Origin of the sequence: Ruminococcus champanellensis 18P13 = JCM 17042, from assembly GCF_000210095.1 — a bacterium.
Taxonomy (GTDB): domain Bacteria; phylum Bacillota; class Clostridia; order Oscillospirales; family Ruminococcaceae; genus Ruminococcus_F; species Ruminococcus_F champanellensis.
In genome coordinates this window covers 2213867-2235887 of the sequence record NC_021039.1, presented here as the reverse complement: position 1 = coordinate 2235887, position 22021 = coordinate 2213867, and the positions used below count along the sequence as shown (strand labels likewise).

Below are 22021 nucleotides of genomic sequence, written 5' to 3'. Positions count from 1 at the left end.
GAACTATGCTGATTAAACAACTATCTGTCTTTATTGAAAACAAAAAGGGGAGACTGTCCACAGTCACCGGATTGCTGCGGGATCATCATATTGACATCCGGGCTCTGTCCGTTGCAGATACCAAGGATTTTGGTATCGTTCGTCTCATTGTCACCGATACGGACAAGGCGTTTGAGGTGCTGAAGGATGCCAACTGCATGCTCAAGGTGTCCCATGTGATCGGCATCGGGGTTGCGGATCAGCCCGGGGGGCTGGCTACTGTCATGGATATGCTCCGGGAGGGTGGCATCACGGTAGAGTATATGTACGCCTATGTGAGCCGGGTTGCAGACACTGCCTTTGTAATCCTTCGGGCAGATGACAACCAGAAAGCGGCTGAGCTGTTGCAGGCAAAGGGCGTACAACTGCTGTCTTCTGCGGATGTTTGCGGCTGATGGGTTCAGGATTGCAGAATTTAAACAAAAATACTTGACAAAGTTAGCCGACAGGGTGTATAATGTGACTATAGGAATGCGTATCTCTGTACGTTTAGGAGTGAATGGGTAATGAGTTTTTTAGACAAGGTTACAGACGCTGGTAAGGGCGTTACCGGAAAGATGCAGAATTATTCCGAGGTAAACAATCTTCGGAGAAAGATCCTGTACGAGGAAGAGCGGATTATTGAAATTTTTGCTGATATCGGAAAAAAATACTACAAGAATCCGGAAGAAGATCCTCAGGTTTTCCGTGCTCTGTGTGAAGATATTGACACACGCCGTCGTCGCATCAAGAAGATGCGTTTTGAGCTGAACACCCTGCGGGGCTTTAAGCTTTGTCCCAAGTGTGAAACGGAAAACAGTGACAAGAATCAGTATTGCGGCGTATGCGGCGCTCGGCTGCCGGATATTGACGATGCGGATTTCACCTCGCTGGAGGATAATGACTACTACACTGAGAGCAATCAGATTTTCAACGCTGACCCCTCCAACCTGCATTAAAAATAAAGGCGTGCATGTTCCCGTGCACGCCTTTTTGTTTTGGATTATTGGATCACATTGCTGACCGGGGAAGCAAACTCCCAGACAACACCGCAGTACGCATACAGATACAGCCGGGATCTGTACTTTCTGCCGGATACCATGCTGCTATAGCTGTCAGTGATTCTCAGCGGGTCGCTGGTGGTGGTGACCTCCTTGCGCTTCACTTCCTTCCAGTGCCCATCCCGGTATTCCTCCAGGATCAGGATGCCTTTCATCTTGGTGGTGACGGGCTTAAACTGAGCGCCCCCCGTGTAGCTGCACTTGGTAGAAGACTCCTTTTTAATGGTGACGTAAGGATCGTAGTAGTAGTCATCGTCCGAGATGCTTGTTGAGCTTACCAGAGAGTCAGGGGAGAGAGGCATGGGTGGCGTGTTTGCAGCGCTGACAGCGCCACAGGGAAGTGCGGACAGCAGGGATGCTGCCGCCAGGATGGTTGCGAGGATCTTGTTGGTTTTCATAATGAAATACCCCATTTCGTAAAATAGTAGAGCGCTTTTTGCACTCTCCATCTATATAAACGAAATGGAATATTAAAACAGGTGAAGTTTGCCAAAATAAAAATTATTTTTGTAAAAGCTGTATAGAATTAGCTACTGAAAATACAAATTCTTGTATATCTTGATCATTCATCTGTACGTCTGAGAAATGATCGTTGTAGAAAATCTTGTAATCATTAAGCCCGTCGCACCAGATCAAGGCACAATTCTTGCTCCTCAATTTTTGTTCAGTCAGAAGGAACGCATCCTGTCCCCGGTAGTTGATGACCCGACTTATGCCTTCTTCCGGCTTTGGCCGTTCTTTGAAGTAAAACCGGGAGGTGTGGGCAGTCTGTACGGTAATATATAACCAACCCATAGTTTCATTTGTGAAAGTGTAATCAATCCGATTTACCTGATCCCAGTTACCGTTCAGCTCGATTTCACCTTTTGCAGAGTCCGTGGAGTATGCGTGCATGGATTTCAGTTCAAACCCTTCGGGAACAGAGGCGAACTGGAACGGGGAAACATGATCCGGATGACCCTCCATAACGTGCCCGTTAAATTTGCTGGAGTTATAGTACTCTGAAGGATAAAGAAACCCTGCCACCATATTGTCAAAGCAGCCGGACTTGACAGAAGAGAACTGTACATCATTGCAGCTCTGCGGATCGGCAATGACACCACCCAGTCCTACCAGAGCACTGGTGGTCAATACGGCAGCGGTAATGATTGCAGCTGCATAGCGCATGCCAAGCCGTTTGAGCCGGATCTGCCGACCGTCAGTCTTCGGAGCCGGTCTGCATACCGGATGCAGGTAGTCGTTGATTTCTGCATCTGTAAAGGCCTCACCGTAAATGGCAGTATTCAGCTTGATCTGAAATTCCCGGGAGAAAGCATGAGGCTTTCCCGCATCGTATTTAGCGAACCAGTCTTCAGCGTCCCGAAGATTTTGTTGCGCATATTCCCGGCAAATCCGTTTCATTTTGAAATAAGCAAGCATTGTGTATGATTCCTTTCGCAAAGTTCTTTCACCATAATAAACGAATTTCAGGGATAGAATGGGTCATGCTGTATAAAAATTCTTTTTACCAAAACATTCCTAACGTAAAAGATACTTGTATAACCAAAAAGCACGCAATTCCAATGGAACTGCGTGCTGTGTTCTGGAGCTGTTTACTGGATTCGAACCAGCGACCTCTTCCTTACCAAGGAAGTGCTCTACCAACTGAGCTAAAACAGCATGTTCTTTTTTGTTTTGCGCTCTCTCCCGAGTGCTTTATTATTATACCGCATCTTTTTGAAAATGTCAATCCCTTTTTTCAAAAAAATCTGTTTTTTTCGAAAATACTTTTTTGCTCTTCGTAATCTCGGCTAAATTTTCGGTTGTAAATCATGCAATATGTAGAAATGCACAAAAAATTCGCCTAATGTACTTCACAAATTGCGCATTTTATGTTATACTATATGTAGTTAGATTGAACAGCGTTAGCAAAGAGGGAGTATGTTATGAAAACACCAGTTACAAAGCTGATTGCTGCATGGGCTGTATCGGCTCTGATGGCTTTACAGTCAACGGTTTATGCGGCAGATCAGACTGTACAGACAGGGGACATTGCTGTGCCGGAAGTATCTGTGGGGACGGATGCTGTTGCTGAGCAAACCTCTGATGTTTTGAATGTCAGCACAAAAGATATCAACGACACTGAGGGGGATCTGACCGAAACGATCCGCCTGCCCAGCTGCGCGCAGATCAATCAGGCAATCTGCAAATCTACGCAGGAGCCCGCAGCAGATGATACATATGATATTGACGGCAACGGCGTAATTAACGCTTTTGATAATGTGCTGCGGAAACGGCAGCTGCTTGAGTCCCAGTCTGAGTATGCACATTTGTTTGTGTCCAAGGCGGTGGGCTATGGCGGCGATGTGGTGCCGGTGACTGTATCTGTGTCCGGAAATCCTGGCTTTCAGAATTTTATTATGAGCTTCAGCATGACCCAAGGGGACTATTTAACCATGCAGACCGGCGAGGACGGAAACCTGAAGCTGACCCAGCCGGATCAGGATCTGACACTTCGTGCAGTATCCGGCGGCAATGTGGCAGCGGTATACTCCACTTCAGCGGTACGGTATACGGATAATGGTGAATTGTTTACGGTATATGTGGAGATCCCGGAGGATACGCCCGTTGGTGTGTATCCGCTGGAGATGGTCGTGCAGTCCATTGAAGAATCCGGGAACCAGAAGGTGCCTTATGTGATCACACAGGGCACCGTTACAGTGCGGGAGGAAGTGATCCTGCCGCCGGTGACTACTACCACAACGACGGTTCCTTTGGAAACAACGACAACTACCACTACTACAACAACCTCCACAGGCCCTAAGGGACAGATTTATGACGGCATTGATGTTTCCAAGTGGCAGGGCACAGTGGATTGGGCAAAGGTTAAGGCGGATGGTTACCATTTTGCGATCATTCGTGCCGGCTACGGCAGGGAGGCTTCCCAGGTGGATCCCACCTTTGCAACGAATGTTGCAGGAGCAAAAAAAGCCGGGCTGTACTGTGGTGCATACTGGTACAGCTATGCGACAGATGCAGCAGGGGCTAAAGCGGAGGCGGAATTGTTTTTGAAAACTGTAAAGGGATATCAGTTTGATTTCCCGCTGGTTTTTGATATTGAGGACAGCACCCAGCAGTCCTTGAGTAAGAGCACCGTTGCAGCGATCATTGATACGTTTTGCAGCACGGTGGAAAATGCAGGATATTATTGTACGCTGTATAGTTATGCGTCATTTTTGACCAATAATGTGCCGGTATCCTGTCAATCGGAGCATGATATCTGGGTGGCGCATACAAAAACCGAAAAGCCCGCTTTTTCTCGTGCATATGGGATGTGGCAATACAGCCATACCGGAACGGTCAACGGCGTATCCGGTAGTACGGACTTGAATTATGCCTATAAAGATTATCCGGCAATCATGCAGAAATACGGATTTAATGGGTTTTAAGGTGCAATGATCAGATAGCCAGAGTGTGATGATTTCACACTCTGGTTTTTTTCTGTTGGTAGACGTCGACTCCATTTTAGGCTCATCGGTCTTGTTTTTCTCATCAACTGCACAAAACATATATTTTGTGCAGTTAGTATTCGTGCAAGCTGGGTAGTGTCTCCTGCATGCAAGGGGCTTCTTGGCACTGGGCGCAAAGCGTGTTTTTTGTTGCAAGGACAAGTGTACCATCCCTTACAGCATTCTTTTTTGAAACAAAACGCCCACACGGACGAAACCTCCGCATGAGCGCCGATCATTCAATATTCAATGCCTTTTCGTGCCTGGACGCCGGACTGATGTGGATGCCGTACACATCTGCATTCTGTCACATAATCCGCATGTTCTGTAAACAGCGGCTGTTCTGCATGTCCGGTGTAAATCTGCTCCGCCATGGGATGCATCACAAGCTGCTTCACCAGATCTACATCGATCAATTTCAGCTCCACCGCATCTCCGATCTCGTCCAGGATCAGCAGTCCATCCGGATGTTGCTTGGCCCATGCAGCAGCTGATTCCAGCATGTGGCTGTGCTGGGCTGTGATCTCCTGCATTTGTTGTTGCGTCATCTGAAAGCTGAATCCGTAATCCTTTGGCAGGCGTATCAGTGTCACTTGGGGCAAAACCCCAAGGCTTTTCACTTCTCCGCTGAAGCTGCCCTTGAGAAATTGTACCACACATACCGGAAGACCATGTCCGGCGGCTCGTACAGCCATTCCCAATGCTGCGGTGGTCTTTCCTTTTCCGTTGCCATAATAGTAATGCGTCATTGTCGTCACCTCAGCTTGATTATATCACGGAATCCGCTTCAGCGCAACAACTCCTCCCGCATGGTCAGCAGCAGCTTCTTCTCCCGTCTGGATACCTGTACCTGGGTCATGCCCAGAGCCTGTGCAGTCTGGGACTGGGTCTTGTTCTGATAATACCGCATGGTCAGCAGCATCCTATCCCGTTCGGAAAGGGTCTGCATGATCTGTCGCAGCGCCAGCACGTCTCCGATTTCCGTATCCGGCGGCGGTACCGGGATATCCAGTTGTCCTTCCCCGCTTTCCCCCGGATCTGTCAGGGATACCGGTGGCACGCTGACGCACAATGCCTGGACGATCTCTGCTTCCTCTACCCCCATCTCCCTTGCCAGTTGCTGCACAGTGGGCTCTTTGCCGCTTTGCATGCGCAGCTCGTCCCGCAGACGCACCACCCGCATGGACAACTCTTTCATGCTCCGGCTGACCTTGACTGTGCCTCCGTCCCGGAACAGCCGCTTGATCTCCCCAAGTATTACCGGCACTGCATAGGTGGAAAACCGCACGCCTCGTTCCGTGTCAAAGGCGTTGACTGCTTTCATCAAGCCGATACATCCAGCAGAATACAGGTCGTCATATTCCACACCTCGTCCCCGGAACCGGTTGGCGCAAAGATGCACCAGCCCCAGGTTTTCCTCTGCACGGGGTTGTGAGCAGGGCGCACTCATACGGGAACCGTCACGCCCAGCCGCTTGCGCATGACCACGGTTGTGCCCCTGCCCACCTTGCTTTTGACGGACAGCTTGTCCATGAAGCTTTCCATGACGGCGAAGCCAAGCCCGGCACGTTCCTCAGCGGCGGCAGTGGTGTACAGAGGCTCCATAGCCTGTGCCACGTCCGGAATGCCGCATCCGCTGTCCTTGATGCGTATGTACACCTCATTGCCCTCCAGCAGCTTGACGCACAGCTCTATGGTGCCCACCGTGCCCCGGTATCCGTGTACGATGGCGTTCGTTACCGCTTCGGATACCGCCGTCCGGATATCTGCAATTTCCTCAATGGTCAGATCCAGCTGAGCGGCAAATGCGGTTACTGCTGTGCGTGCGTACGCCTCATTCACCGACAGGGATGGAAAGGTGCATTTCATTTCATTGATCGTTTTCATTTGATTATCCTTTCTGCTCAGCCGGATGCACCGGCGCATGTATGTTTGCCAGTTTGTCAATGCCGGACAGCTGCATGACCTTCCGGATGTGACCGGCAGGAACTGCGATCTCCACCTGTCCCCCGTATGCGGCAGCCTGCCGGACTCTGCCCATCACCAAGCCGATGCCGGAGCTGTCCATAAAGGTCACACCGGTAAAATCCAGGATCAGCCGCTTTGGCAGCAGCTCCTCCAGTCGGCAGTCGATCTGCTCCCGCAGCTGTCCCGCACTGTGGTGATCGATCTCGCCCTGCAGCATGACCCGCAGTATCCCTTCCTCCGTTTGAAATTCCAGCATAAAATACGCCTCCTTGTTATTTGCCTGTCGAACGGCACTGCTTTTGCCGCCCTTGCGCTTTGTCACAATTATACCCCCAACTGCATGCGAATTTTGTTGAAACCTGCTGTCCATTTTTTTGATAGGTGCTTTTTACTGTGAATTTCTTGACAAGTGTGCTGAAAATGTAGTAAAATAAAGAAGTATCCGAAACAGTTACGGCTGTTCGGAAGCGTATTCTTATTTTGTATATTCTGATTCGAAAGGGTGAACGCAATGGGTCTGACACTAACCGAAAAAATTCTGAAGGCGCACATTGTGGATGGCGAACTGATTAAGGGTACCGAGATCGGTCTGCGCATCGACCAGACGCTGACGCAGGATGCAACGGGAACAATGGCTTATCTGGAATACGAGGCAATGGGGGTACCCAGAGTCAAAACAGAGCTTTCTGTGGCATACATCGATCATAACACACTGCAGAACGGCTTTGAAAATGCAGACGACCATCGTTTTATCGGCAGCGTGACCAAGAAGCACGGCATTCGCTTCTCCCGTCCGGGCAACGGTATCTGCCACCAGGTACATCTGGAGCGGTTCGGCATCCCGGGCAAGACCTTGATCGGCTCCGACAGTCATACCCCCACCGGCGGCGGCATCGGCATGCTGGCAATGGGCGCAGGCGGACTGGACGTTGCAGTGGCAATGGGCGGTGGTGCATACTACATTACCTGTCCCAAGGTGGTTCGTGTCAATCTGACCGGCAAGCTTTCTCCTTGGGTTGCTGCAAAGGATGTGATCCTGGAGGTTCTGCGCCGGATGTCCGTCAAGGGCGGCGTGGGTAAGGTCATCGAGTACTGCGGTGAGGGTGTCAAGACCCTGTCCGTACCGGAGCGTGCAACCATTACCAATATGGGCGCTGAGCTGGGTGCTACAACTTCCATCTTCCCCTCTGACGAAGTGACCAGGGAATTCCTCACTGCACAGGGCAGAGGTGAGGTCTGGACGCCCCTGGCAGCGGATCCGGATGCTGTATACGACGAGGAACTGACCATTGATCTGAGTCAGCTGGTGCCTATGGCAGCATGTCCCCATTCCCCGGACAATGTCAAGACCGTTGCGGAGATCGGCTCCATGAAGATCGACCAGGTATGCATCGGTTCCTGCACCAACTCCAGTCTGCTGGATATGCTGAAGGTGGCTTATATCCTCAAGGGCAAGACCGTGCATCCGGACGTTTCCCTGTCCATTGCCCCCGGCTCCAAGCAGGTATTGCAGATGCTGGCACAGAACGGCGCACTGGCAGATATGATCGCAGCCGGCGCACGGATCCTGGAAAGCGCATGCGGTCCCTGCATTGGTATGGGACAGTCCCCCAATTCCCACGGCATTTCTCTGCGTACCTTCAACCGGAACTTTGAAGGCCGCTCCGGTACACGGGACGGTCAGATCTATCTGGTTTCTCCGGAGCTTGCTGCTGCATCCGCTCTCACCGGCGTGCTGACTGACCCCAGAACCCTGGGCGAGATGCCGGACTTCCAGCTACCCAAGACCTTTACAGTCAATGATAATATGATCGAACTGCCTGCACCGGAATCTGAAATGGACAAGGTGGAGATTCTGCGCGGTCCCAACATCAAGCCCTTCCCCCAGACCAGTCCCCTGGCGGACAGCATCGACGTTCCCTGTTCCCTGAAGGTGGGGGACAATATCACCACCGACCACATCATGCCCGCAGGCGCAAAGATTCTGCCCCTGCGCTCCAATATTCCGGCAATCAGTGAGCATTGCTTTACCGTTTGCGATCCTGCATTCCCGACCCGTGCAAAGGAACTGGGCAAGTCCATTATTGTGGGCGGCGCAAACTATGGTCAAGGCTCTTCCCGTGAGCATGCGGCTCTCGCACCGCTGTATCTGGGAGTCAAGGCTGTACTGGTGAAGTCCTTTGCCCGGATCCACCGTGCAAACCTCATCAATGCCGGTATCCTGCCTCTGACCTTTGCCAACGAAGCGGATTACGACAAGATCGACCAGGGGGATGAACTGGAGTTGGCGAATGTACGCAAGGCAATTGAAGCCGGAGAATCCCAGCTGACCCTCCGGGATAAGACCAAGGGCATTGACATTCCAGTGCTGTGTGAGCTCAGCGGTAGAACTAAGGATATCGTACTGGCGGGCGGTCTGCTGGATTACACCAGAGAAGCATTGAAGTAAGACCCTATTTCATAACAGAAAGAGGAATCAAACCATGTATTTTCTCTCCACTCTGCCGATTATGGCTCGGCACTACCGCATTCGCTCTACCAAGGATCTGATCCTGATCCTGATTATCGCAGCGGTCATGTACGGCGTGCAGACCCTCTGCACCAAGAAGTTTGATATGGAGCCTCGTACTGCCAGAGTAATCGGCATAATTGCAGCAATGGTTGTTGCTTTGATTTTGGTTTTTTCCTTTCACTAAGGCAATACAGCATTTCATACAAGGAGGTATACCCCAATGAGCAAAATTCAGATGAAAACGCCCCTGGTCGAAATGGACGGGGACGAAATGACCCGGATCCTGTGGCAGTGGATCAAGGATATTCTCATCACGCCCTATGTGGATCTGAATGTGGATTACTACGACCTGGGACTGGTTCACCGGAATGAAACCAGTGACCAGGTGACCCTGGACAGCGCAGAAGCCACCAAGAAATACGGTGTGGCTGTAAAGTGCGCTACCATTACACCCAACGCAGCAAGAATGCCCGAATACAACCTGAAGGAAATGTGGAAGTCCCCCAACGGCACCATCCGTGCCATCCTGGATGGTACCGTGTTCCGTACCCCCATCCTGGTTAAGGGCATTACCCCCTACATTCCTACCTGGACAAAGCCCATTACCATCGCCCGTCACGCTTACGGGGATGTGTACAAGAACACCGAGATGCAGGTGAAGGGCGGCTGTAAGGCGGAGCTGGTTGTGACCGATGCTGAGGGCAAGGAAACCCGTCAGCTGATCCACGATTTCAAGACAGACGGCATTATCCAGGGTCTGCACAACATTGACCAGTCCATTGCCGGATTTGCCCGTTCCTGCTTCTCCTACGGTCTGGACACCAAGCAGGATGTATGGTTTGCCACAAAGGACACCATTTCCAAGAAGTACGACCACCGGTTCAAGGATATTTTCGCAGAGATCTTTGAAGCGGAGTACAAGGAAAAGTTTGAAGCAGCCGGCATTGAATATTTCTACACCCTGATCGATGATGCAGTGGCACGGGTAATCCGTTCCAACGGCGGTTATATCTGGGCATGCAAGAACTACGACGGGGATGTGATGTCCGACATGGTATCCACCGCTTATGGCAGCCTGGCTATGATGACTTCCGTTCTGGTATCCCCCACCGGCGTGTATGAATATGAAGCTGCACATGGCACAGTTCAGCGTCATTACTACAAGCATCTGAAGGGTGAGGAGACCTCCACCAACTCCGTTGCAACCATCTTTGCATGGAGTGGTGCGCTCCGCAAGCGTGGCGAGCTGGACAACATTCCGGAGTTGGTTCGCTATGCGGATAATCTGGAGCAGGCAACCATCCAGACCATTGAAGACGGCATCATGACAGGGGATCTATACCTGCTGTCCAGTCTGGAAAACAAGAAGAAGGTGAACTCCAAGGAGTTCCTGGAGGAAATCAACTGCCGTCTGGCAAAGTTGATGGGCTAAATCCCGGAAAGGCAATCGCATGGCAAAAGATAGTATCTCTCATTCGGTGATTCGTCGGATGCCCCGTTACTATCGCTTTCTCGGTGAACTGGAACGTCAGGGAATGATCCGGATCTCCTCCCGGGAGCTTGCAGAGCGTATGGGGCTGACCGCTTCCCAGATCCGTCAGGATCTGAACTGCTTCGGCGGCTTCGGACAGCAGGGCTACGGTTATAATGTGACGGAGCTTCACGCCCAGATCGGAAAGATTCTTGGCGTGCACGCAGGCAACAAGACCATTCTCATTGGCGTAGGCAACCTTGGAAAAGCCATTGCGCAGCACATTGATTTTGAAAAGCGGGGCTGTAAGCTGATCGGTATTTTCGACAGCAACCACGCTCTGTGCGGTAAGCAGATTGCCGGGGTCACGGTGGATCCCATCGAAACCCTGGAGGCGTTCTGCGCCGCAAATCATCCGGTTATGGCTGTGCTTTGCATTCCGAAAACCGCCGCCCATGACCTGGCGCATCAGCTGGTGAAGCTGGGGGTTCGGGCCTTCTGGAACTTCAGTCACTATGACCTGCGGCTGGAGCATGAACAGGAACAGATCATCGTAGAAAATGTGCATCTGGGCGACAGCCTGATGACACTTGCCTACGGCTTGCAGCATCAAGGGGATGCACATGAGTAATATGAAAAAAATCACCATTGTAACCGGGCATTACGGCACCGGTAAAACCAATTATTCCGTAAATCTGGCGCTGGAGGCTGCCCGTACCGGGGAGCCTGTCAGCATCGTGGATCTGGATATCGTCAATCCCTATTTTCGCACTGCGGATTTCGGCAGGCTTTTTGCCGAGCACGGTGTCACCATGATCACGCCGGATTATGCAAACAGCAATGTGGACATTCCGGTTCTGAATTTTGATCTGGAGCGGATCGCATCCGATCCGGGCTATCTGATCGTGGACGTGGGTGGAGACGATGCAGGCGCAACCGCATTGGGCCGCTATGCAGAGGCATTCTCGCAGTATGCCGACTGCCTGGACATGCTCTATGTGATCAACTGCTACCGTTATCTGACCAAGACCCCCCAGGAAGCCCTGACGATGATGTACGAAATCGAGCAGGCTTCCCATATGAAGCATACCGGAATCGTCAACAATTCCAATCTGGGCTGTGAAACCACCGTTGCCCATATCGAGTCCTCCCTGCCCTTTGCCCAGGAACTGGCACGGCAGGCGGATCTTCCACTTTTGTACACGACCTATGACGATCGACTATCGCCATCAGGTGTGGGGCTGCATCCGGTTCATGTGCATGTCCGTCCCATCTGGGACTAACGGCTGCCACCCCTTGCAACCAATAACATTTTTTCCGGAAAGGAGAATCAGACCATGGCTAAGATGACAGTATTGTTTGAGCGCTGCAAGGGCTGCGGGCTTTGCACCACAGCCTGCCCGAAGCACATTGTTGCGATTTCAAAGGAAAAGCGCAACAAGAAAGGCTACTTCACTGCTGCCTGTACAGATGATGCGGCATGCATCGGCTGTGCAATGTGCGCTATGATGTGCCCGGACTGCGCAATTACAGTTGAAAAGTAATCCACTTGTTGGAAAGAAAGGAAGTTTCGCATCTTGGAAAAAAATCTTATGAAGGGCAATGAAGCTCTTGCTGAAGCAGCCATCAGAGCCGGCTGTAAGTGTTTCTTCGGTTACCCCATTACGCCCCAGACTGAGCTTTCCGCATATATGGCAAAGCGCATGCACAAGGAGGGCGGCGTGTTCCTGCAGGCTGAGTCCGAAATCGCAGCCATCAACATGGTACTGGGCGCTGCTTCCACCGGCGTTCGGGCTATGACCTCCTCCTCTTCTCCCGGGATCTCCCTGAAGTCTGAGGGCATTTCCTACATTGCCGGTTCCGATGTTCCGGCAGTGATCATCAACGTGCAGAGAGGCGGCCCGGGTCTGGGCGGTATCCAGCCTTCCCAGGCTGACTACTGGCAGGCTACCAAGGCGCTGGGTCACGGTGACTTCCAGCTGCTTGTATTTGCTCCTTCCTCCGTACAGGAAATGGTGGACATGGTTGTCAAGGCGTTTGACACAGCCGACAAGTACCGGATGCCTGCTATGATCCTGGCAGACGGTCTGCTGGGTCAGATGATGGAGCCGGTTCAGTTCCCAGAAATCAAGGCAAACAGCATTGACAAGTCCTCCTGGGCTGCAAACGGTCATGGCAACAAACGTGAACACCACATCATCAACTCCCTGTACATCAATGCTACCGACCTGGAAGAGCAGGTCATTGAGCGCTACAAGCGGTACGACATCATCAAGGAGAATGAGACCGACGCTGAACTGTACCTGACTGAGGATGCTGACATTGTGGTATGTGCATACGGTGCGACCGCCCGTGTGGTAAAGTCCGCAGTAAACAGCGCCCGTGCAGAGGGCATCAAGGTCGGCATGTTCCGTCCCAAGACCCTGTGGCCCTTCCCGGTCAAGGAGATCAACCAGGCTTGCCAGCACGCATCCAAGCTGCTGTGCGTAGAAATGTCCATGGGTCAGATGATCGATGATGTCAAGCTGGCGATCAACTGTTCCAAGCCTGTTTCCTTCTTCGGCAGAACCGGTGGTGTGATCCCGACTCCGGCTGAAGTCCTGGAACATATCAAGAGCCTCTAAATTTTGCGAAAGGAGTGGGTTCTCCTGCAAGGAGAATCTTGAAATAAAATGGCTACTGTATTTGAAAGACCCCACGCACTTTGCGACACGCCGATGCACTACTGTCCTGGCTGTACCCATGGTATTGTACATAGACTGCTGTGCGAAGTTCTGGATGAGATGGGCATTGAGGGCGAGACCATCGGTGTATGTCCGGTTGGCTGCTCCGTATTTGCTTACAATTATTTCAACTGTGATATGATAGAAGCGCCCCACGGCAGAGCACCGGCTGTTGCAACCGGCGTTAAGCGTTCCAACCCGGACAAGTACGTGTTCACCTATCAGGGCGACGGCGACCTGGCTGCCATTGGTACTGCGGAAACCGTTCATGTTGGCGCAAGAGGCGAGAACATCGTTGTGATCTTCATCAACAACACCATTTACGGCATGACCGGCGGGCAGATGGCACCTACCACCATTCCGGGTCAGGTTACCCAGACCACCCCCTTCGGCCGTGACACAGAGCTTGCCGGCTACCCGATCCGGGTATGCGAGATGATGGCTACCCTCAGTGGTACTGCTTTGGCACAGCGTGTTGCTGTAGATACCGTTCCCCACATCCGGGAAACCAAGAAGGCGATTCGCAAGGCATTTGAGAACCAGAAGGAAAAGCGTGGCCTGTCCATTGTAGAAGTACTCTCCACCTGCCCGACCAACTGGGGCATGACTCCGCTGGAGGCAATCAAGCGTCTGCAGGATGAGTGCATCCCCTACTACCCGCTGGGCGTATATAAGGATGTTACAGCTGAAGGAGGAGAAAAGTAATGAAATATGATATTCTGCTGGCTGGCTTTGGCGGTCAGGGTATTCTGTTCGCCGGCAAGCTCCTCGCATACTGTGCGCTGATCGACGGCAAGGAGCTGTCCTGGCTCCCGTCCTACGGTCCGGAAATGCGTGGCGGTACCTGTAACTGCTCCGTTTGCATCTCTGACGAGCCCATCGGTTCTCCCCTGGTTTTGACACCGGATTTGCTGATCGCACTGAATCAGCCTTCCTACGATAAGTTCATCGGCAGTGTTCGCAAGGGCGGCATGGCATTTGTGGACAGCACTCTGGTGGACACCACTGTGGAAACACCGGATATTCAGTGCTTCTACGTGCCCGCAACCCAGATGGAAACCGATGCAAACCTGCCCAAGGCAGCAAACATCATTCTGCTGGGCAAGCTGCTCAAGGAAACCGGTATGTTCTCCGATGAAGTGATCCGCAAGGGTCTGGAGAAGCTGATCCCCCCGAAGCGTGCGCATCTGATTGAAAACAACCTGCGTGCCATCAGCATGGGAATGAATGTGTAAATTTTATAAAGCAAGCCCCTTCATGCGAAATGCATGAAGGGGCTTTTTCTGTCTCTTACTGAAAGCTGCCGCCGGGCTGGATGCCCAGGGTGTTGCAGATTTCCTCCGTGAGCAGCTGGGCGCTGTCTTGCTGGGTTTTGACGGAAGGGTGATAATCGGCGCCATAGCCGTCCTCCTGGGTCTGAACCGGAGAGGCATAGCTTTTGATCCGGGTGTCTCCGGTGGCGGCGCTGTATTCCCCCACTGCCTGCTCGATCAATCCGTACACCGATTCCCCTCCCATGGTACCCATGGTGCAGAAAATGTAGGCATTTGGATTCTTCTGACGTACCTGCTTGAGAAAGTCCACATATCCCTTGATAAACTCCTTGGAACGGCTGGAAAAGCTGGGACTCAGATAGGAGTAATCGTTGGTGCCAAGGTTGATGACCACCACGTCATTCTGCTCCGCATGCTCAAAATCCCACTGTTTTTTGTATTTGGGCAGGATCCCGATCAGATTATAATACTTTGGCAGAATGCTGTCCGGCTTTTTTTGCCCATCCCCTGTCCAGCCGGAAACGATGCCGTAACCGCTGTAGCATACGGCGCTGTAATCCGCATTCAGCATCCGGGCTGTTAGGTAGGCATAGGTTTTGGTGAAATTCTCCGTACCGGTGGTGAAGGAGTCCTTTTCCGATTTGGTTTCCACGCCATAGCCGCAGGTGATGGAATCTCCGATAAATTCGATTCGCAGATCCTTGGCTGGAATGGGCTGTACCGGCTCCTGGTAAATGGATGTAACGGTTACATGCTTCACACCGACCGCTCCGTATCCGGCTTCCGAAAGCTGGATTACCTTGACACTGGCGGTTCTGGGCTGGTTGGATTCAAACAGAGGGATCTCCAGCTCCTTGGTGCGCATCAGTGCATCCGTCAGCAGCTGATCGTCCAGATACACTGCATACCGGGGCTTGTGGTTTTCCTTGCCAAGTGCGGTTCTGTCCCCTGCCAGGGTCAGAACGGCTTTCGTGCCGGTTACTGTAAATTCTGCGGCAGAACCGCTCTGCACCAGCCAGGTAATCTGATCCTCGTCCCGCGTGGTTCTGCCCTGTAATTTCATATGGGCTGCAATGGCAGGGTAGCTTTCTGTCTGCTCACTGTCCCATTTGGGCGCATCCTCCGGCATGGTTGCCGGTTCTTCTGCATATTGACTGTTGTTCCCGGTGAGAGTCTGCATAATGGGCTTACTCAGACCCTTTATGCCGTGTGTATATAAAACCCAGCAGATCAATCCGCCGATCGCCAGTACCAGAACGGCGGTGACTGTAGCAACGGCAACGTCTCTCTTTCTCATAGCCTGCTGCCTCCTATTCCTCAACATTATAATAAACATCCTAGTAAATATTAACAGTCAGCATTTACCGGGCAAATTGACTGTTATACAGGTTTGCATAAAAACCATTTTTTGCAAGAAGTGTGTCGTGATTCCCCTGTTCAATGATGTGACCATCCTGCATCACCAGGATCACATCCGCCTCCCGGATGGTGGAAAGCCGGTGTGCCACAATAAAGCTGGTTCTCCCCTGCATCATCCGGGAGAATGCCTCCTGGATCTTCAGCTCCGTTCGGGTATCAATGGAGGAGGTTGCCTCATCCAGAATCAGCATGGGGGGCAGGCAAAGCATCACTCTGGCAATGCACAGAAGCTGCTTTTGTCCCTGGGACAGGCTGCCTCCATCCTCTCCGATCAGGGTGTCATACCCCTGGGGCAGTCGCTTGATGAAGCTGTGGGCATGTGCAGCTTTGGATGCCTGAAGCAGTTCTTCCTCTGTGGCATCTGGCTTTCCCATACAGATATTTTCCCGTATGGTTCCTGCCTTCAGCCAGGTTTCCTGCAAGACCATGCCGTAGCTGCTGCGCAGGCTGTGTCGTGTGACGTTCCGGATGTCCTTCCCTTCCACGGAGATAGACCCTTGATCCACATCATAAAACCGCATCAGCAGATTGATGACGGTAGTCTTGCCGCAGCCGGTGGGCCCCACAATGGCAATGCGCTGTCCGGGCTTGACGATGAGATTCAGATGCTCGATTAGCTTCCGATCCGGCACATAGGAGAAGGATACATCTGAAATGGACAGGTTCCCTGCCACATGCTCCAGTTCGGCAGCATCTGTCTGATCCGGGATCTGGGGTGTTTCCTCGATCAGTTCAAAGATCCGTGCAGCACATGCAAGGGCGTTCTGCAGCTCGGTAATGACACCGGAGATCTCGTTGAAGGGCTTGGTATACTGGTTTGCGTAGGACAGGAAGCAGGACAGTTGTCCTACCGTAAAGGGCACAGCGGCTCCGGCAGTGGAAATACACATCAAAGCGCCTGTCAGCGCCACGCTTGCATAGACCACGCTGTTGACAAAGCGGGTTGCCGGATTGGTGATGGAGGAAAAGAAGGTAGCCTGCAGGGAGCATCGGGCAAGACGATCGTTGATTTCATCGAACTGCTCCATGCTCTCTGCCTGGTGGGAGAATGCCTGCACCACCTTCTGGTTTCCAATCATTTCATCGATCAGTGCCGTTTGCTCTCCCCGTACCTGGGACTGTAGCCGGAACATGCTGTAGGTGCGGCGGGCAATGAACCGGGCAATGAACAGGGACAGAGGTGTCAGCAGCACCACTGCCAGCGTGATCTTCCAGCTAATGGACAGCATGAACAACAGGGTGCCCAGAATGGTAACAACCCCGGTGAACAACTGGGTAAAGCCCATCAGCAGACCGTCTGCAAACTGATCCACGTCTGCGATGATCCGGCTGAGGATGCTGCCGGAGGGGTGGGCATCCAGATAGCTCAAAGGAAGGATCTGTAGCTTGCCGAAGGCTTCCTGCCGCACATCCCGGATTATGTGATAGGTGATCCGGTTGTTGAGCATATTCATGATCCACTGGGTCAGTCCGGTGCATCCGGCGATGATACCGATTTTGATGAGCAGCGATCGGATGCCGGGAAAGTCCACATGCCCCGGAGAAACGATCAGATCAATGGCGTTCCCGATCAGGATGGGCAAATATAGGGTCATGGCAACGGTTGCGGCTGCAAACAGCATGGACAGGATCAGCAGTAGCCGATACCGGCGGATATACCGCCACACCTTGGGGATTGTCCCCTTCTGTACCTTTGCCATATTACGCATCCTCCTTCCGGAACTGGGATTGATAGATCTCCTGGTATACCGGGCAGGATTCCAGCAGCTGTGTATGGGTGCCGGCGCCTACCACTGCTCCATCCTCCAATACCAGGATCTGATCTGCATGCTGCAGGGAGGAGGTTCGCTGGGACACGATGAATACTGTGGGATTGCCTGGCATTTCCCGGATCGCCTTTCGCAGTGCCGCATCCGTTGCAAAATCCAAAGCAGAGGCACTGTCGTCTAAAATCAGGATCTTCGGATGCTTCACCAGGGCTCTTGCAATGGTGAACCGCTGTTTCTGCCCGCCGGACAGGTTTTTACCCCCCTGCTCTAGTTCAAAATCAAGTCCGCCCTTCTGGGCAAGCACCTCCCCTGCCTGAGCTGTCTGTACCGCTTCCAGCAGCTGGTCATCCGTAGCGTCCGGATTTCCCCACCGGAGATTGTCCCGGATCGTCCCTTTGAACAATACTGCCTTCTGGGGCACTACGCCGATCCGGTTTCGCAGATCATCCAGAGGATACTCCTTGACATTGATCCCGTCCACCAATACCTGTCCAGCCGATGCATCATAGAACCGGGGGATCAGATTTACAAGAGAGCTTTTGCCGGAGCCGGTGGAGCCGATGACACCGATGGTTTCGCCGGGACGGGCAGCAAAGCTGATATCTGACAAGGAATCATCCCCGGCGTTTGCGTACCGGAGGGTAACATGGTCAAATTCCACTGCATAGGAGAAATCCTTCGGTGCAGGCGCTTGTTCCGGTGCATCCAGAGAGGAACGGATCTCAAAGACGGACTGGATCCGGTTGCCGCATGCCACGGACTTGGTGATGTTGATAATCAGGTTTGCCAGCTTGATCAGTTCCACCAGAATCTGGGACATGTAGTTGTACAGAGCTACCACAGCTCCCTGGGAGATGAGTCCCACATCCACCCGAAGGGCGCCGGTATACACCAGCCAGATGATTGCAAGATTGATGAGAATGTAGGTCACCGGGTTCATGAGCGCAGAGATCCGCCCCACATACTTTTGTGTCCGGGTCAGATCCTGATTGCAGGCGTCAAAGCGGCTGATCTGCTCCTCCTCCTTGCAGAAGGCACGGATCACCCGGACGCCGGTGAGGTTTTCCCGGGTTGCACTGAGCACGCCGTCCAGTTTTCGCTGCACCCGTTTGTACAGGGGGATGCACCAGAGCATGATGCCGAATACCACCAGGGACAGCACCGGAATGGCGGCTGCAAAGATCAGCGCTGCCTTTACATCAATGGTGAACGCCATAATCATGGCGCCAAATACCACAAAAGGAGAGCGCAGCAGCAGCCGGAGGGTCAGATTCATACCGGACTGAACCTGGTTCATATCACTGGTCATGCGGGTAATGAGGGTGGAGGTGCCTATGGTGTCCAGCTCTGTGTAGGACAGCCCCTGTATGTGGTCAAAGAGGGCATGCCGCAGTTTCGTCACAAAACCGACGGAGGCCTTGGCGGCAAAGTACTGGGCGGTGATGGAAAAAACCAGTCCCACAATGCCAAACCCCACCAGCAGCAGGCACATGCGTATCACATATCCCCGGTTGCCGCCGGCAATGCCTGTGTCGATGACGGCAGCAATCACCAGGGGCACCAGCAGCTCCAGCAATGCCTCAAGCAGCTTGAACAGAGGTCCCAGTACCGCCTCTTTTTTATAGTTTTTCATGTACGCCAATAGTTTGAACATAGGGTTCCTTCTTTCGAGCATAATACAGCATTTATTATACCACGTTTCCTACAGTCATGCAAGAATTACCGGCATAAAAAAACCGCAGGATCCTGCGGTTTTTGGTTATGCATTTGTATCGTCCCGGATCCTGCCTTGCTCTACATTAGGCAGAATAAAATGCTGATAGGCATATTCCCACAACTGGGTAGAGCCATCCGGCGTAATCTGATTCCGTTTCAGGATCTGACTGAGCCGGACACCATGCTCCGCCCAGGCTTTTCCGTCAGTTGCGGCGTTCAGCATCACCGGCTGGAAGTTGTCCATGGCATGTGCAAACCGTGCCTCCGGGGTATCTCCCCGGTTGAATTCCTCCCACAGTGCTCGGAATGCTCGTCCTTGATCCGGGGGCAGCATGCCGAAAATACGATCTGCTCCCTTTGCCTCCCGCTCCTGTTCCGTTGCCTTGGCTGCCGTATCGTATGCATAGGTATCCCCTGCATCAATCTCCACCAGGTCATGGATCAGAAGCATGGTCACTGTTTTCAGAACGTCAATGGGTTCGTTGGCGTGCTCTGCAAGGAGAATTGCCATCAGCGCAATGTGCCAGGCATGCTCTGCGTCGTTTTCTTTTCGGATTGCCCCGGTCAGATAAGTCTGCCTGCCGATGCGCTTTTCCTTGTCGATCTCCCGGATAAAAGCAACCTGCTGCTCCAGTCTGTTTTCCATTTGTTCCGCCTCCTGGTATCAGTATAGCAGAACAGAGCTGCTTATGCAAGCCTATTCCGGCAAAATCCTGCCATCTGTAGAAATGGTGACCACCCGGAAGGAAACGTGATTGCCGGTGGATGCCACAGCGGTTCTTGCAGCATGCTCCAGTCCGCCACAGCAGGGTACCTCCATGCGCACTACCGTTACGCTCTGAATGGTGTTGCTGCGCAGGATCTCCGTCAGCTTGGCAGCATAATCTGCATCATCCAGCTTCGGACAGCCGATCAGGGTGATCCGTCCCCGGATGAAATCCTGGTGCATGGACGCATAGGCGTAGGCTGTGCAGTCCGCTGCAATCAGCAGGTTTGCCTGATCAAAATAGGGTGCATGCACCGGAACCAGCCGGATCTGTACCGGCCACTGCTGCAAAGCGGAAGGCTGTCCGGACGCTGTGTGGCTGCATGCTTCCTGTACGGGATGCAGCCGCTTTGCATGGGTACCGGGACAGCCGCAGGGCAGGGACTGCGCCTGCTGCATTTGATGAGCTTTGACCGCTGCTTCGTCATAGGCGGCAGCCTCACGCTCTACAAAGGAGATGGCACCGGTGGGACAGGTGGGCAGGCAGTCCCCCAGCCCATCACAGTAGTCGTCCCGCAGCAGCTTTGCCTTGCCGTTCACCATGCCAATGGCGCCCTCGTGACAGGCGTTTGCGCACATACCGCAGCCATTGCATTTCTTTTCATCAATCTGAATGATTCTTCTGATCATTTTAAAATCCTCCATTTTCTTGACCGGTGTTCTTGACCGTCTGTATGCATTGTACTATAATGAGAATGATAAATCTGTTGTTATTCCAACAAAGGAGGGCTTATGGATATCTCTTTTCTTTCCAAGACCTGGCTCTTTGCAGGCGTGGAGCCGGAGGTTTTGACGAAATTACTGGAGCAGGTGCATGCTTACAGCCGGAGATTCGCAAAGGGAGAAGCCGTGCTGCATGCGGGAGATCCGGTGACCCATATGGGACTGGTGCTTCAGGGCAGTGTGCTGATTGCCCATGAGGATTTGTGGGGCAACCGGAGTATTCTTGGCAGAGCTGCTTCGGGAGAAGTCTTTGCGGAAACCTATGCTTGCGTGACCCAGGAACCGCTGCCCATGCATGTGACAGCGGCAGAGCCGACCCAGGTGTTATTTGTGCATGGCGCAGAGCTGCTGCATGCCGGAACCTCCGGTTTGTCAGCGCCAGTTACTGCCAATCTTGTGCGGATGCTGGCGCAGAAGAACCTGAACCTGTCCGGAAAGATCCGGCACATTACTCCCAAAACCATCCGGGGCAGACTGCTGTCCTATTTATCCGCCCAATCCCTCCGGCAATCCAGCTACGTGTTTGACATTCCCTTTAACCGACAGCAGCTGGCGGATTACCTGAATGTGGACCGGAGCGCCATGTGCCACGAACTGACACGGATGCAGCGGGAGGGCCTGGTGGATTTTCATAAGAATTCCTTCCGGCTGATTCAGCGGTAAGCAAAGCGCCTGCGTGCGAATGCAACTAATTATTTTTTCAACATCCGCCGCTCCATGTCTGGAGCAAATACCACACATTGCGAATAAATCATAAGAACCAGTACGCTTTGTCGGCGTACTGGTTCTTCTTACTTTTTCTTTTTTGGCAGAGACACAGAAGCCTTCAGCGTGGGCATCAGCTGATCCAGCAACTCTCGATTCTCAATGTCCAGTATATAATGTTCCTTGGCTCCTTCGTAGGGAAAACCGCATGGTGCTGTTAATAAAAGATCCGACACCTGGGGCAGCTTTTTCACATAGACGGTATTGTCACATACCAGTAGCACAGGCTTGTCTTCCAGGTAAACCATATATTCTCCGAACATTTTCCGGCTGCGAACCTGCCCATAGGGAGCGATTTGCTCACATACAAATGCAGCATACTCTGCGGATGTTGCCATATCCATTTCC

The 22021-nt window shown here is 52.5% G+C and carries 25 protein-coding genes and 1 tRNA gene; 13 read left to right on the top strand and 13 right to left on the bottom strand.

The genetic code is table 11. The annotated features are described in order from the left end of the window. Nucleotides 1–5: 5 nt before the first annotated feature. Both RUM_RS10265 and RUM_RS10260 read left to right on the top strand, forming a co-directional pair. On the top strand, nt 6–434 hold the full coding sequence (locus tag RUM_RS10265) for an ACT domain-containing protein (protein WP_015559040.1): 429 nt from the start codon (nt 6–8) through the stop codon (nt 432–434). Between the two features lie 111 nt (nt 435–545). Continuing rightward, the gene (locus tag RUM_RS10260) at nt 546–977 is read left to right on the top strand and encodes a zinc ribbon domain-containing protein (protein WP_015559039.1); all 432 of its coding nucleotides are present in this window, start codon (nt 546–548) and stop codon (nt 975–977) included. A 44-nt stretch (nt 978–1021) separates the two neighbouring features. Here the strand turns inward: RUM_RS10260 and RUM_RS10255 are convergent, their stop codons facing one another. The 3 genes from RUM_RS10255 to RUM_RS10245 all read right to left on the bottom strand — a co-directional run bounded on the left by RUM_RS10255 (nt 1022) and on the right by RUM_RS10245 (nt 2738). Then, on the bottom strand, nt 1022–1477 hold the full coding sequence (locus tag RUM_RS10255) for a hypothetical protein (RefSeq protein WP_015559038.1): 456 nt from the start codon (nt 1475–1477) through the stop codon (nt 1022–1024). A 103-nt stretch (nt 1478–1580) separates the two neighbouring features. Next, nucleotides 1581–2498: a hypothetical protein gene (locus tag RUM_RS10250; protein WP_015559037.1), complete on the bottom strand. Its 918-nt coding sequence runs from the start codon at nt 2496–2498 to the stop codon at nt 1581–1583. A 164-nt stretch (nt 2499–2662) separates the two neighbouring features. Continuing rightward, nucleotides 2663–2738 (bottom strand) — tRNA-Thr (locus tag RUM_RS10245). Between the two features lie 266 nt (nt 2739–3004). Here RUM_RS10245 and RUM_RS12225 point away from each other — a divergent pair. Further along, nucleotides 3005–4507 (top strand): glycoside hydrolase family 25 protein, encoded by a 1503-nt coding sequence (locus RUM_RS12225; protein ID WP_015559036.1) that lies wholly within the window; start codon nt 3005–3007, stop codon nt 4505–4507. Nucleotides 4508–4806: 299 nt separating this feature from the next. On the opposite strand, the gene RUM_RS10235 is transcribed toward RUM_RS12225, so the two are convergent. Genes RUM_RS10235 through RUM_RS10220 form a run of 4 tightly spaced genes read right to left on the bottom strand, consistent with a single transcriptional unit; the run spans nt 4807 to nt 6791 of the window. After that, nucleotides 4807–5316: a cob(I)yrinic acid a,c-diamide adenosyltransferase gene (locus RUM_RS10235; protein ID WP_015559035.1), complete on the bottom strand. Its 510-nt coding sequence runs from the start codon at nt 5314–5316 to the stop codon at nt 4807–4809. 38 nt (nt 5317–5354) lie between these two features. Beyond that, nucleotides 5355–6017 carry a sigma-70 family RNA polymerase sigma factor gene (locus tag RUM_RS10230; RefSeq protein WP_015559034.1) on the bottom strand — a complete coding sequence of 221 codons (663 nt, stop codon included), beginning with the start codon at nt 6015–6017 and terminating at the stop codon, nt 5355–5357. Then, nucleotides 6014–6454 (bottom strand): anti-sigma F factor, encoded by a 441-nt coding sequence (gene spoIIAB / locus RUM_RS10225; RefSeq protein ID WP_015559033.1) that lies wholly within the window; start codon nt 6452–6454, stop codon nt 6014–6016. Before spoIIAB ends, RUM_RS10230 begins: the two co-directional genes overlap by 4 nt. 4 nt (nt 6455–6458) lie before the next feature. Further along, nucleotides 6459–6791 carry an STAS domain-containing protein gene (locus RUM_RS10220; RefSeq protein WP_015559032.1) on the bottom strand — a complete coding sequence of 111 codons (333 nt, stop codon included), beginning with the start codon at nt 6789–6791 and terminating at the stop codon, nt 6459–6461. A 255-nt stretch (nt 6792–7046) separates the two neighbouring features. Here RUM_RS10220 and RUM_RS10215 point away from each other — a divergent pair, with 255 nt between their 5' ends. Genes RUM_RS10215 through RUM_RS10175 form a run of 9 tightly spaced genes read left to right on the top strand, consistent with a single transcriptional unit; the run spans nt 7047 to nt 14476 of the window. Next, complete coding sequence (locus RUM_RS10215) at nt 7047–8984, top strand: aconitate hydratase (RefSeq protein ID WP_015559031.1); 1938 nt, start codon at nt 7047–7049, stop codon at nt 8982–8984. Between the two features lie 34 nt (nt 8985–9018). Next, entirely contained in the window at nt 9019–9231 is a 213-nt protein-coding gene (locus tag RUM_RS10210; protein ID WP_015559030.1) for a hypothetical protein, read from the top strand. Between the two features lie 36 nt (nt 9232–9267). Next, complete coding sequence (locus tag RUM_RS10205; protein WP_015559029.1) at nt 9268–10479, top strand: NADP-dependent isocitrate dehydrogenase; 1212 nt, start codon at nt 9268–9270, stop codon at nt 10477–10479. A gap of 19 nt (nt 10480–10498) precedes the next feature. Next, nucleotides 10499–11149, top strand: coding sequence for a redox-sensing transcriptional repressor Rex (locus RUM_RS10200; RefSeq protein WP_041326413.1), 651 nt, complete (start codon nt 10499–10501; stop codon nt 11147–11149). Further along, complete coding sequence (locus RUM_RS10195) at nt 11142–11801, top strand: hypothetical protein (RefSeq protein WP_022358010.1); 660 nt, start codon at nt 11142–11144, stop codon at nt 11799–11801. The genes RUM_RS10200 and RUM_RS10195 overlap by 8 nt, the downstream gene beginning before the upstream one ends. A gap of 54 nt (nt 11802–11855) precedes the next feature. Continuing rightward, nucleotides 11856–12062, top strand: a complete 207-nt coding sequence (locus tag RUM_RS10190; RefSeq protein WP_015559026.1) for a 4Fe-4S dicluster domain-containing protein — start codon at nt 11856–11858, stop codon at nt 12060–12062. A 30-nt stretch (nt 12063–12092) separates the two neighbouring features. Beyond that, complete coding sequence (locus RUM_RS10185; protein ID WP_041326412.1) at nt 12093–13142, top strand: 3-methyl-2-oxobutanoate dehydrogenase subunit VorB; 1050 nt, start codon at nt 12093–12095, stop codon at nt 13140–13142. A gap of 48 nt (nt 13143–13190) precedes the next feature. Next, the gene (locus RUM_RS10180) at nt 13191–13946 is read left to right on the top strand and encodes a thiamine pyrophosphate-dependent enzyme (protein ID WP_015559025.1); all 756 of its coding nucleotides are present in this window, start codon (nt 13191–13193) and stop codon (nt 13944–13946) included. Further along, nucleotides 13946–14476, top strand: coding sequence for a 2-oxoacid:acceptor oxidoreductase family protein (locus RUM_RS10175; protein WP_015559024.1), 531 nt, complete (start codon nt 13946–13948; stop codon nt 14474–14476). The genes RUM_RS10180 and RUM_RS10175 overlap by 1 nt, the downstream gene beginning before the upstream one ends. Nucleotides 14477–14531: 55 nt before the next feature. Here the strand turns inward: RUM_RS10175 and RUM_RS10170 are convergent, their stop codons facing one another. The 5 genes from RUM_RS10170 to RUM_RS10150 form a co-directional block, all read right to left on the bottom strand. Then, a complete protein-coding gene (locus RUM_RS10170) occupies nt 14532–15812 on the bottom strand; it encodes an SGNH/GDSL hydrolase family protein (protein ID WP_015559023.1) in 1281 nt (426 codons plus the stop codon). A gap of 64 nt (nt 15813–15876) precedes the next feature. Next, nucleotides 15877–17634: an ABC transporter ATP-binding protein gene (locus RUM_RS10165; RefSeq protein WP_015559022.1), complete on the bottom strand. Its 1758-nt coding sequence runs from the start codon at nt 17632–17634 to the stop codon at nt 15877–15879. A 1-nt stretch (nt 17635) separates the two neighbouring features. After that, nucleotides 17636–19357, bottom strand: coding sequence for an ABC transporter ATP-binding protein (locus RUM_RS10160; protein WP_015559021.1), 1722 nt, complete (start codon nt 19355–19357; stop codon nt 17636–17638). A 105-nt stretch (nt 19358–19462) separates the two neighbouring features. Continuing rightward, nucleotides 19463–20065, bottom strand: coding sequence for an HD domain-containing protein (locus RUM_RS10155; protein WP_015559020.1), 603 nt, complete (start codon nt 20063–20065; stop codon nt 19463–19465). Between the two features lie 51 nt (nt 20066–20116). After that, nucleotides 20117–20815 (bottom strand): ATP-binding protein, encoded by a 699-nt coding sequence (locus RUM_RS10150; protein WP_015559019.1) that lies wholly within the window; start codon nt 20813–20815, stop codon nt 20117–20119. A 102-nt stretch (nt 20816–20917) separates the two neighbouring features. Between RUM_RS10150 and RUM_RS10145 the strand changes: the two genes are divergently transcribed. Next, nucleotides 20918–21571 (top strand): Crp/Fnr family transcriptional regulator, encoded by a 654-nt coding sequence (locus RUM_RS10145; RefSeq protein WP_015559018.1) that lies wholly within the window; start codon nt 20918–20920, stop codon nt 21569–21571. Between the two features lie 128 nt (nt 21572–21699). Here the strand turns inward: RUM_RS10145 and RUM_RS10140 are convergent, their stop codons facing one another. Continuing rightward, nucleotides 21700–22011, bottom strand: a complete 312-nt coding sequence (locus RUM_RS10140) for a TfoX/Sxy family protein (protein WP_015559017.1) — start codon at nt 22009–22011, stop codon at nt 21700–21702. Between the last annotated feature and the right edge of the window lie 10 nt (nt 22012–22021).

Bases quoted from the DNA above. Each gene is read 5' to 3' on its own strand.
- RUM_RS10210 (WP_015559030.1), top strand. From the start codon at position 9,019: ATGTATTTTCTCTCCACTCTGCCGATTATGGCTCGGCACTACCGCATT.
- RUM_RS10215 (WP_015559031.1), top strand. From the start codon at position 7,047: ATGGGTCTGACACTAACCGAAAAAATTCTGAAGGCGCACATTGTGGAT.
- RUM_RS10170 (WP_015559023.1), bottom strand. From the start codon at position 15,812: ATGAGAAAGAGAGACGTTGCCGTTGCTACAGTCACCGCCGTTCTGGTA.
- RUM_RS10140 (WP_015559017.1), bottom strand. From the start codon at position 22,011: ATGGCAACATCCGCAGAGTATGCTGCATTTGTATGTGAGCAAATCGCT.
- RUM_RS10150 (WP_015559019.1), bottom strand. From the start codon at position 20,815: ATGATCAGAAGAATCATTCAGATTGATGAAAAGAAATGCAATGGCTGC.
- RUM_RS10235 (WP_015559035.1), bottom strand. From the start codon at position 5,316: ATGACGCATTACTATTATGGCAACGGAAAAGGAAAGACCACCGCAGCA.
- RUM_RS10265 (WP_015559040.1), top strand. From the start codon at position 6: ATGCTGATTAAACAACTATCTGTCTTTATTGAAAACAAAAAGGGGAGA.
- RUM_RS10155 (WP_015559020.1), bottom strand. From the start codon at position 20,065: ATGGAAAACAGACTGGAGCAGCAGGTTGCTTTTATCCGGGAGATCGAC.
- RUM_RS10160 (WP_015559021.1), bottom strand. From the start codon at position 19,357: ATGTTCAAACTATTGGCGTACATGAAAAACTATAAAAAAGAGGCGGTA.
- RUM_RS10175 (WP_015559024.1), top strand. From the start codon at position 13,946: ATGAAATATGATATTCTGCTGGCTGGCTTTGGCGGTCAGGGTATTCTG.
- RUM_RS10200 (WP_041326413.1), top strand. From the start codon at position 10,499: ATGGCAAAAGATAGTATCTCTCATTCGGTGATTCGTCGGATGCCCCGT.
- RUM_RS10190 (WP_015559026.1), top strand. From the start codon at position 11,856: ATGGCTAAGATGACAGTATTGTTTGAGCGCTGCAAGGGCTGCGGGCTT.
- RUM_RS10180 (WP_015559025.1), top strand. From the start codon at position 13,191: ATGGCTACTGTATTTGAAAGACCCCACGCACTTTGCGACACGCCGATG.
- RUM_RS10195 (WP_022358010.1), top strand. From the start codon at position 11,142: ATGAGTAATATGAAAAAAATCACCATTGTAACCGGGCATTACGGCACC.
- RUM_RS10250 (WP_015559037.1), bottom strand. From the start codon at position 2,498: ATGCTTGCTTATTTCAAAATGAAACGGATTTGCCGGGAATATGCGCAA.
- RUM_RS10230 (WP_015559034.1), bottom strand. From the start codon at position 6,017: ATGAGTGCGCCCTGCTCACAACCCCGTGCAGAGGAAAACCTGGGGCTG.
- RUM_RS10205 (WP_015559029.1), top strand. From the start codon at position 9,268: ATGAGCAAAATTCAGATGAAAACGCCCCTGGTCGAAATGGACGGGGAC.
- RUM_RS10260 (WP_015559039.1), top strand. From the start codon at position 546: ATGAGTTTTTTAGACAAGGTTACAGACGCTGGTAAGGGCGTTACCGGA.
- RUM_RS10145 (WP_015559018.1), top strand. From the start codon at position 20,918: ATGGATATCTCTTTTCTTTCCAAGACCTGGCTCTTTGCAGGCGTGGAG.
- spoIIAB (WP_015559033.1), bottom strand. From the start codon at position 6,454: ATGAAAACGATCAATGAAATGAAATGCACCTTTCCATCCCTGTCGGTG.
- RUM_RS12225 (WP_015559036.1), top strand. From the start codon at position 3,005: ATGAAAACACCAGTTACAAAGCTGATTGCTGCATGGGCTGTATCGGCT.
- RUM_RS10255 (WP_015559038.1), bottom strand. From the start codon at position 1,477: ATGAAAACCAACAAGATCCTCGCAACCATCCTGGCGGCAGCATCCCTG.
- RUM_RS10220 (WP_015559032.1), bottom strand. From the start codon at position 6,791: ATGCTGGAATTTCAAACGGAGGAAGGGATACTGCGGGTCATGCTGCAG.
- RUM_RS10165 (WP_015559022.1), bottom strand. From the start codon at position 17,634: ATGGCAAAGGTACAGAAGGGGACAATCCCCAAGGTGTGGCGGTATATC.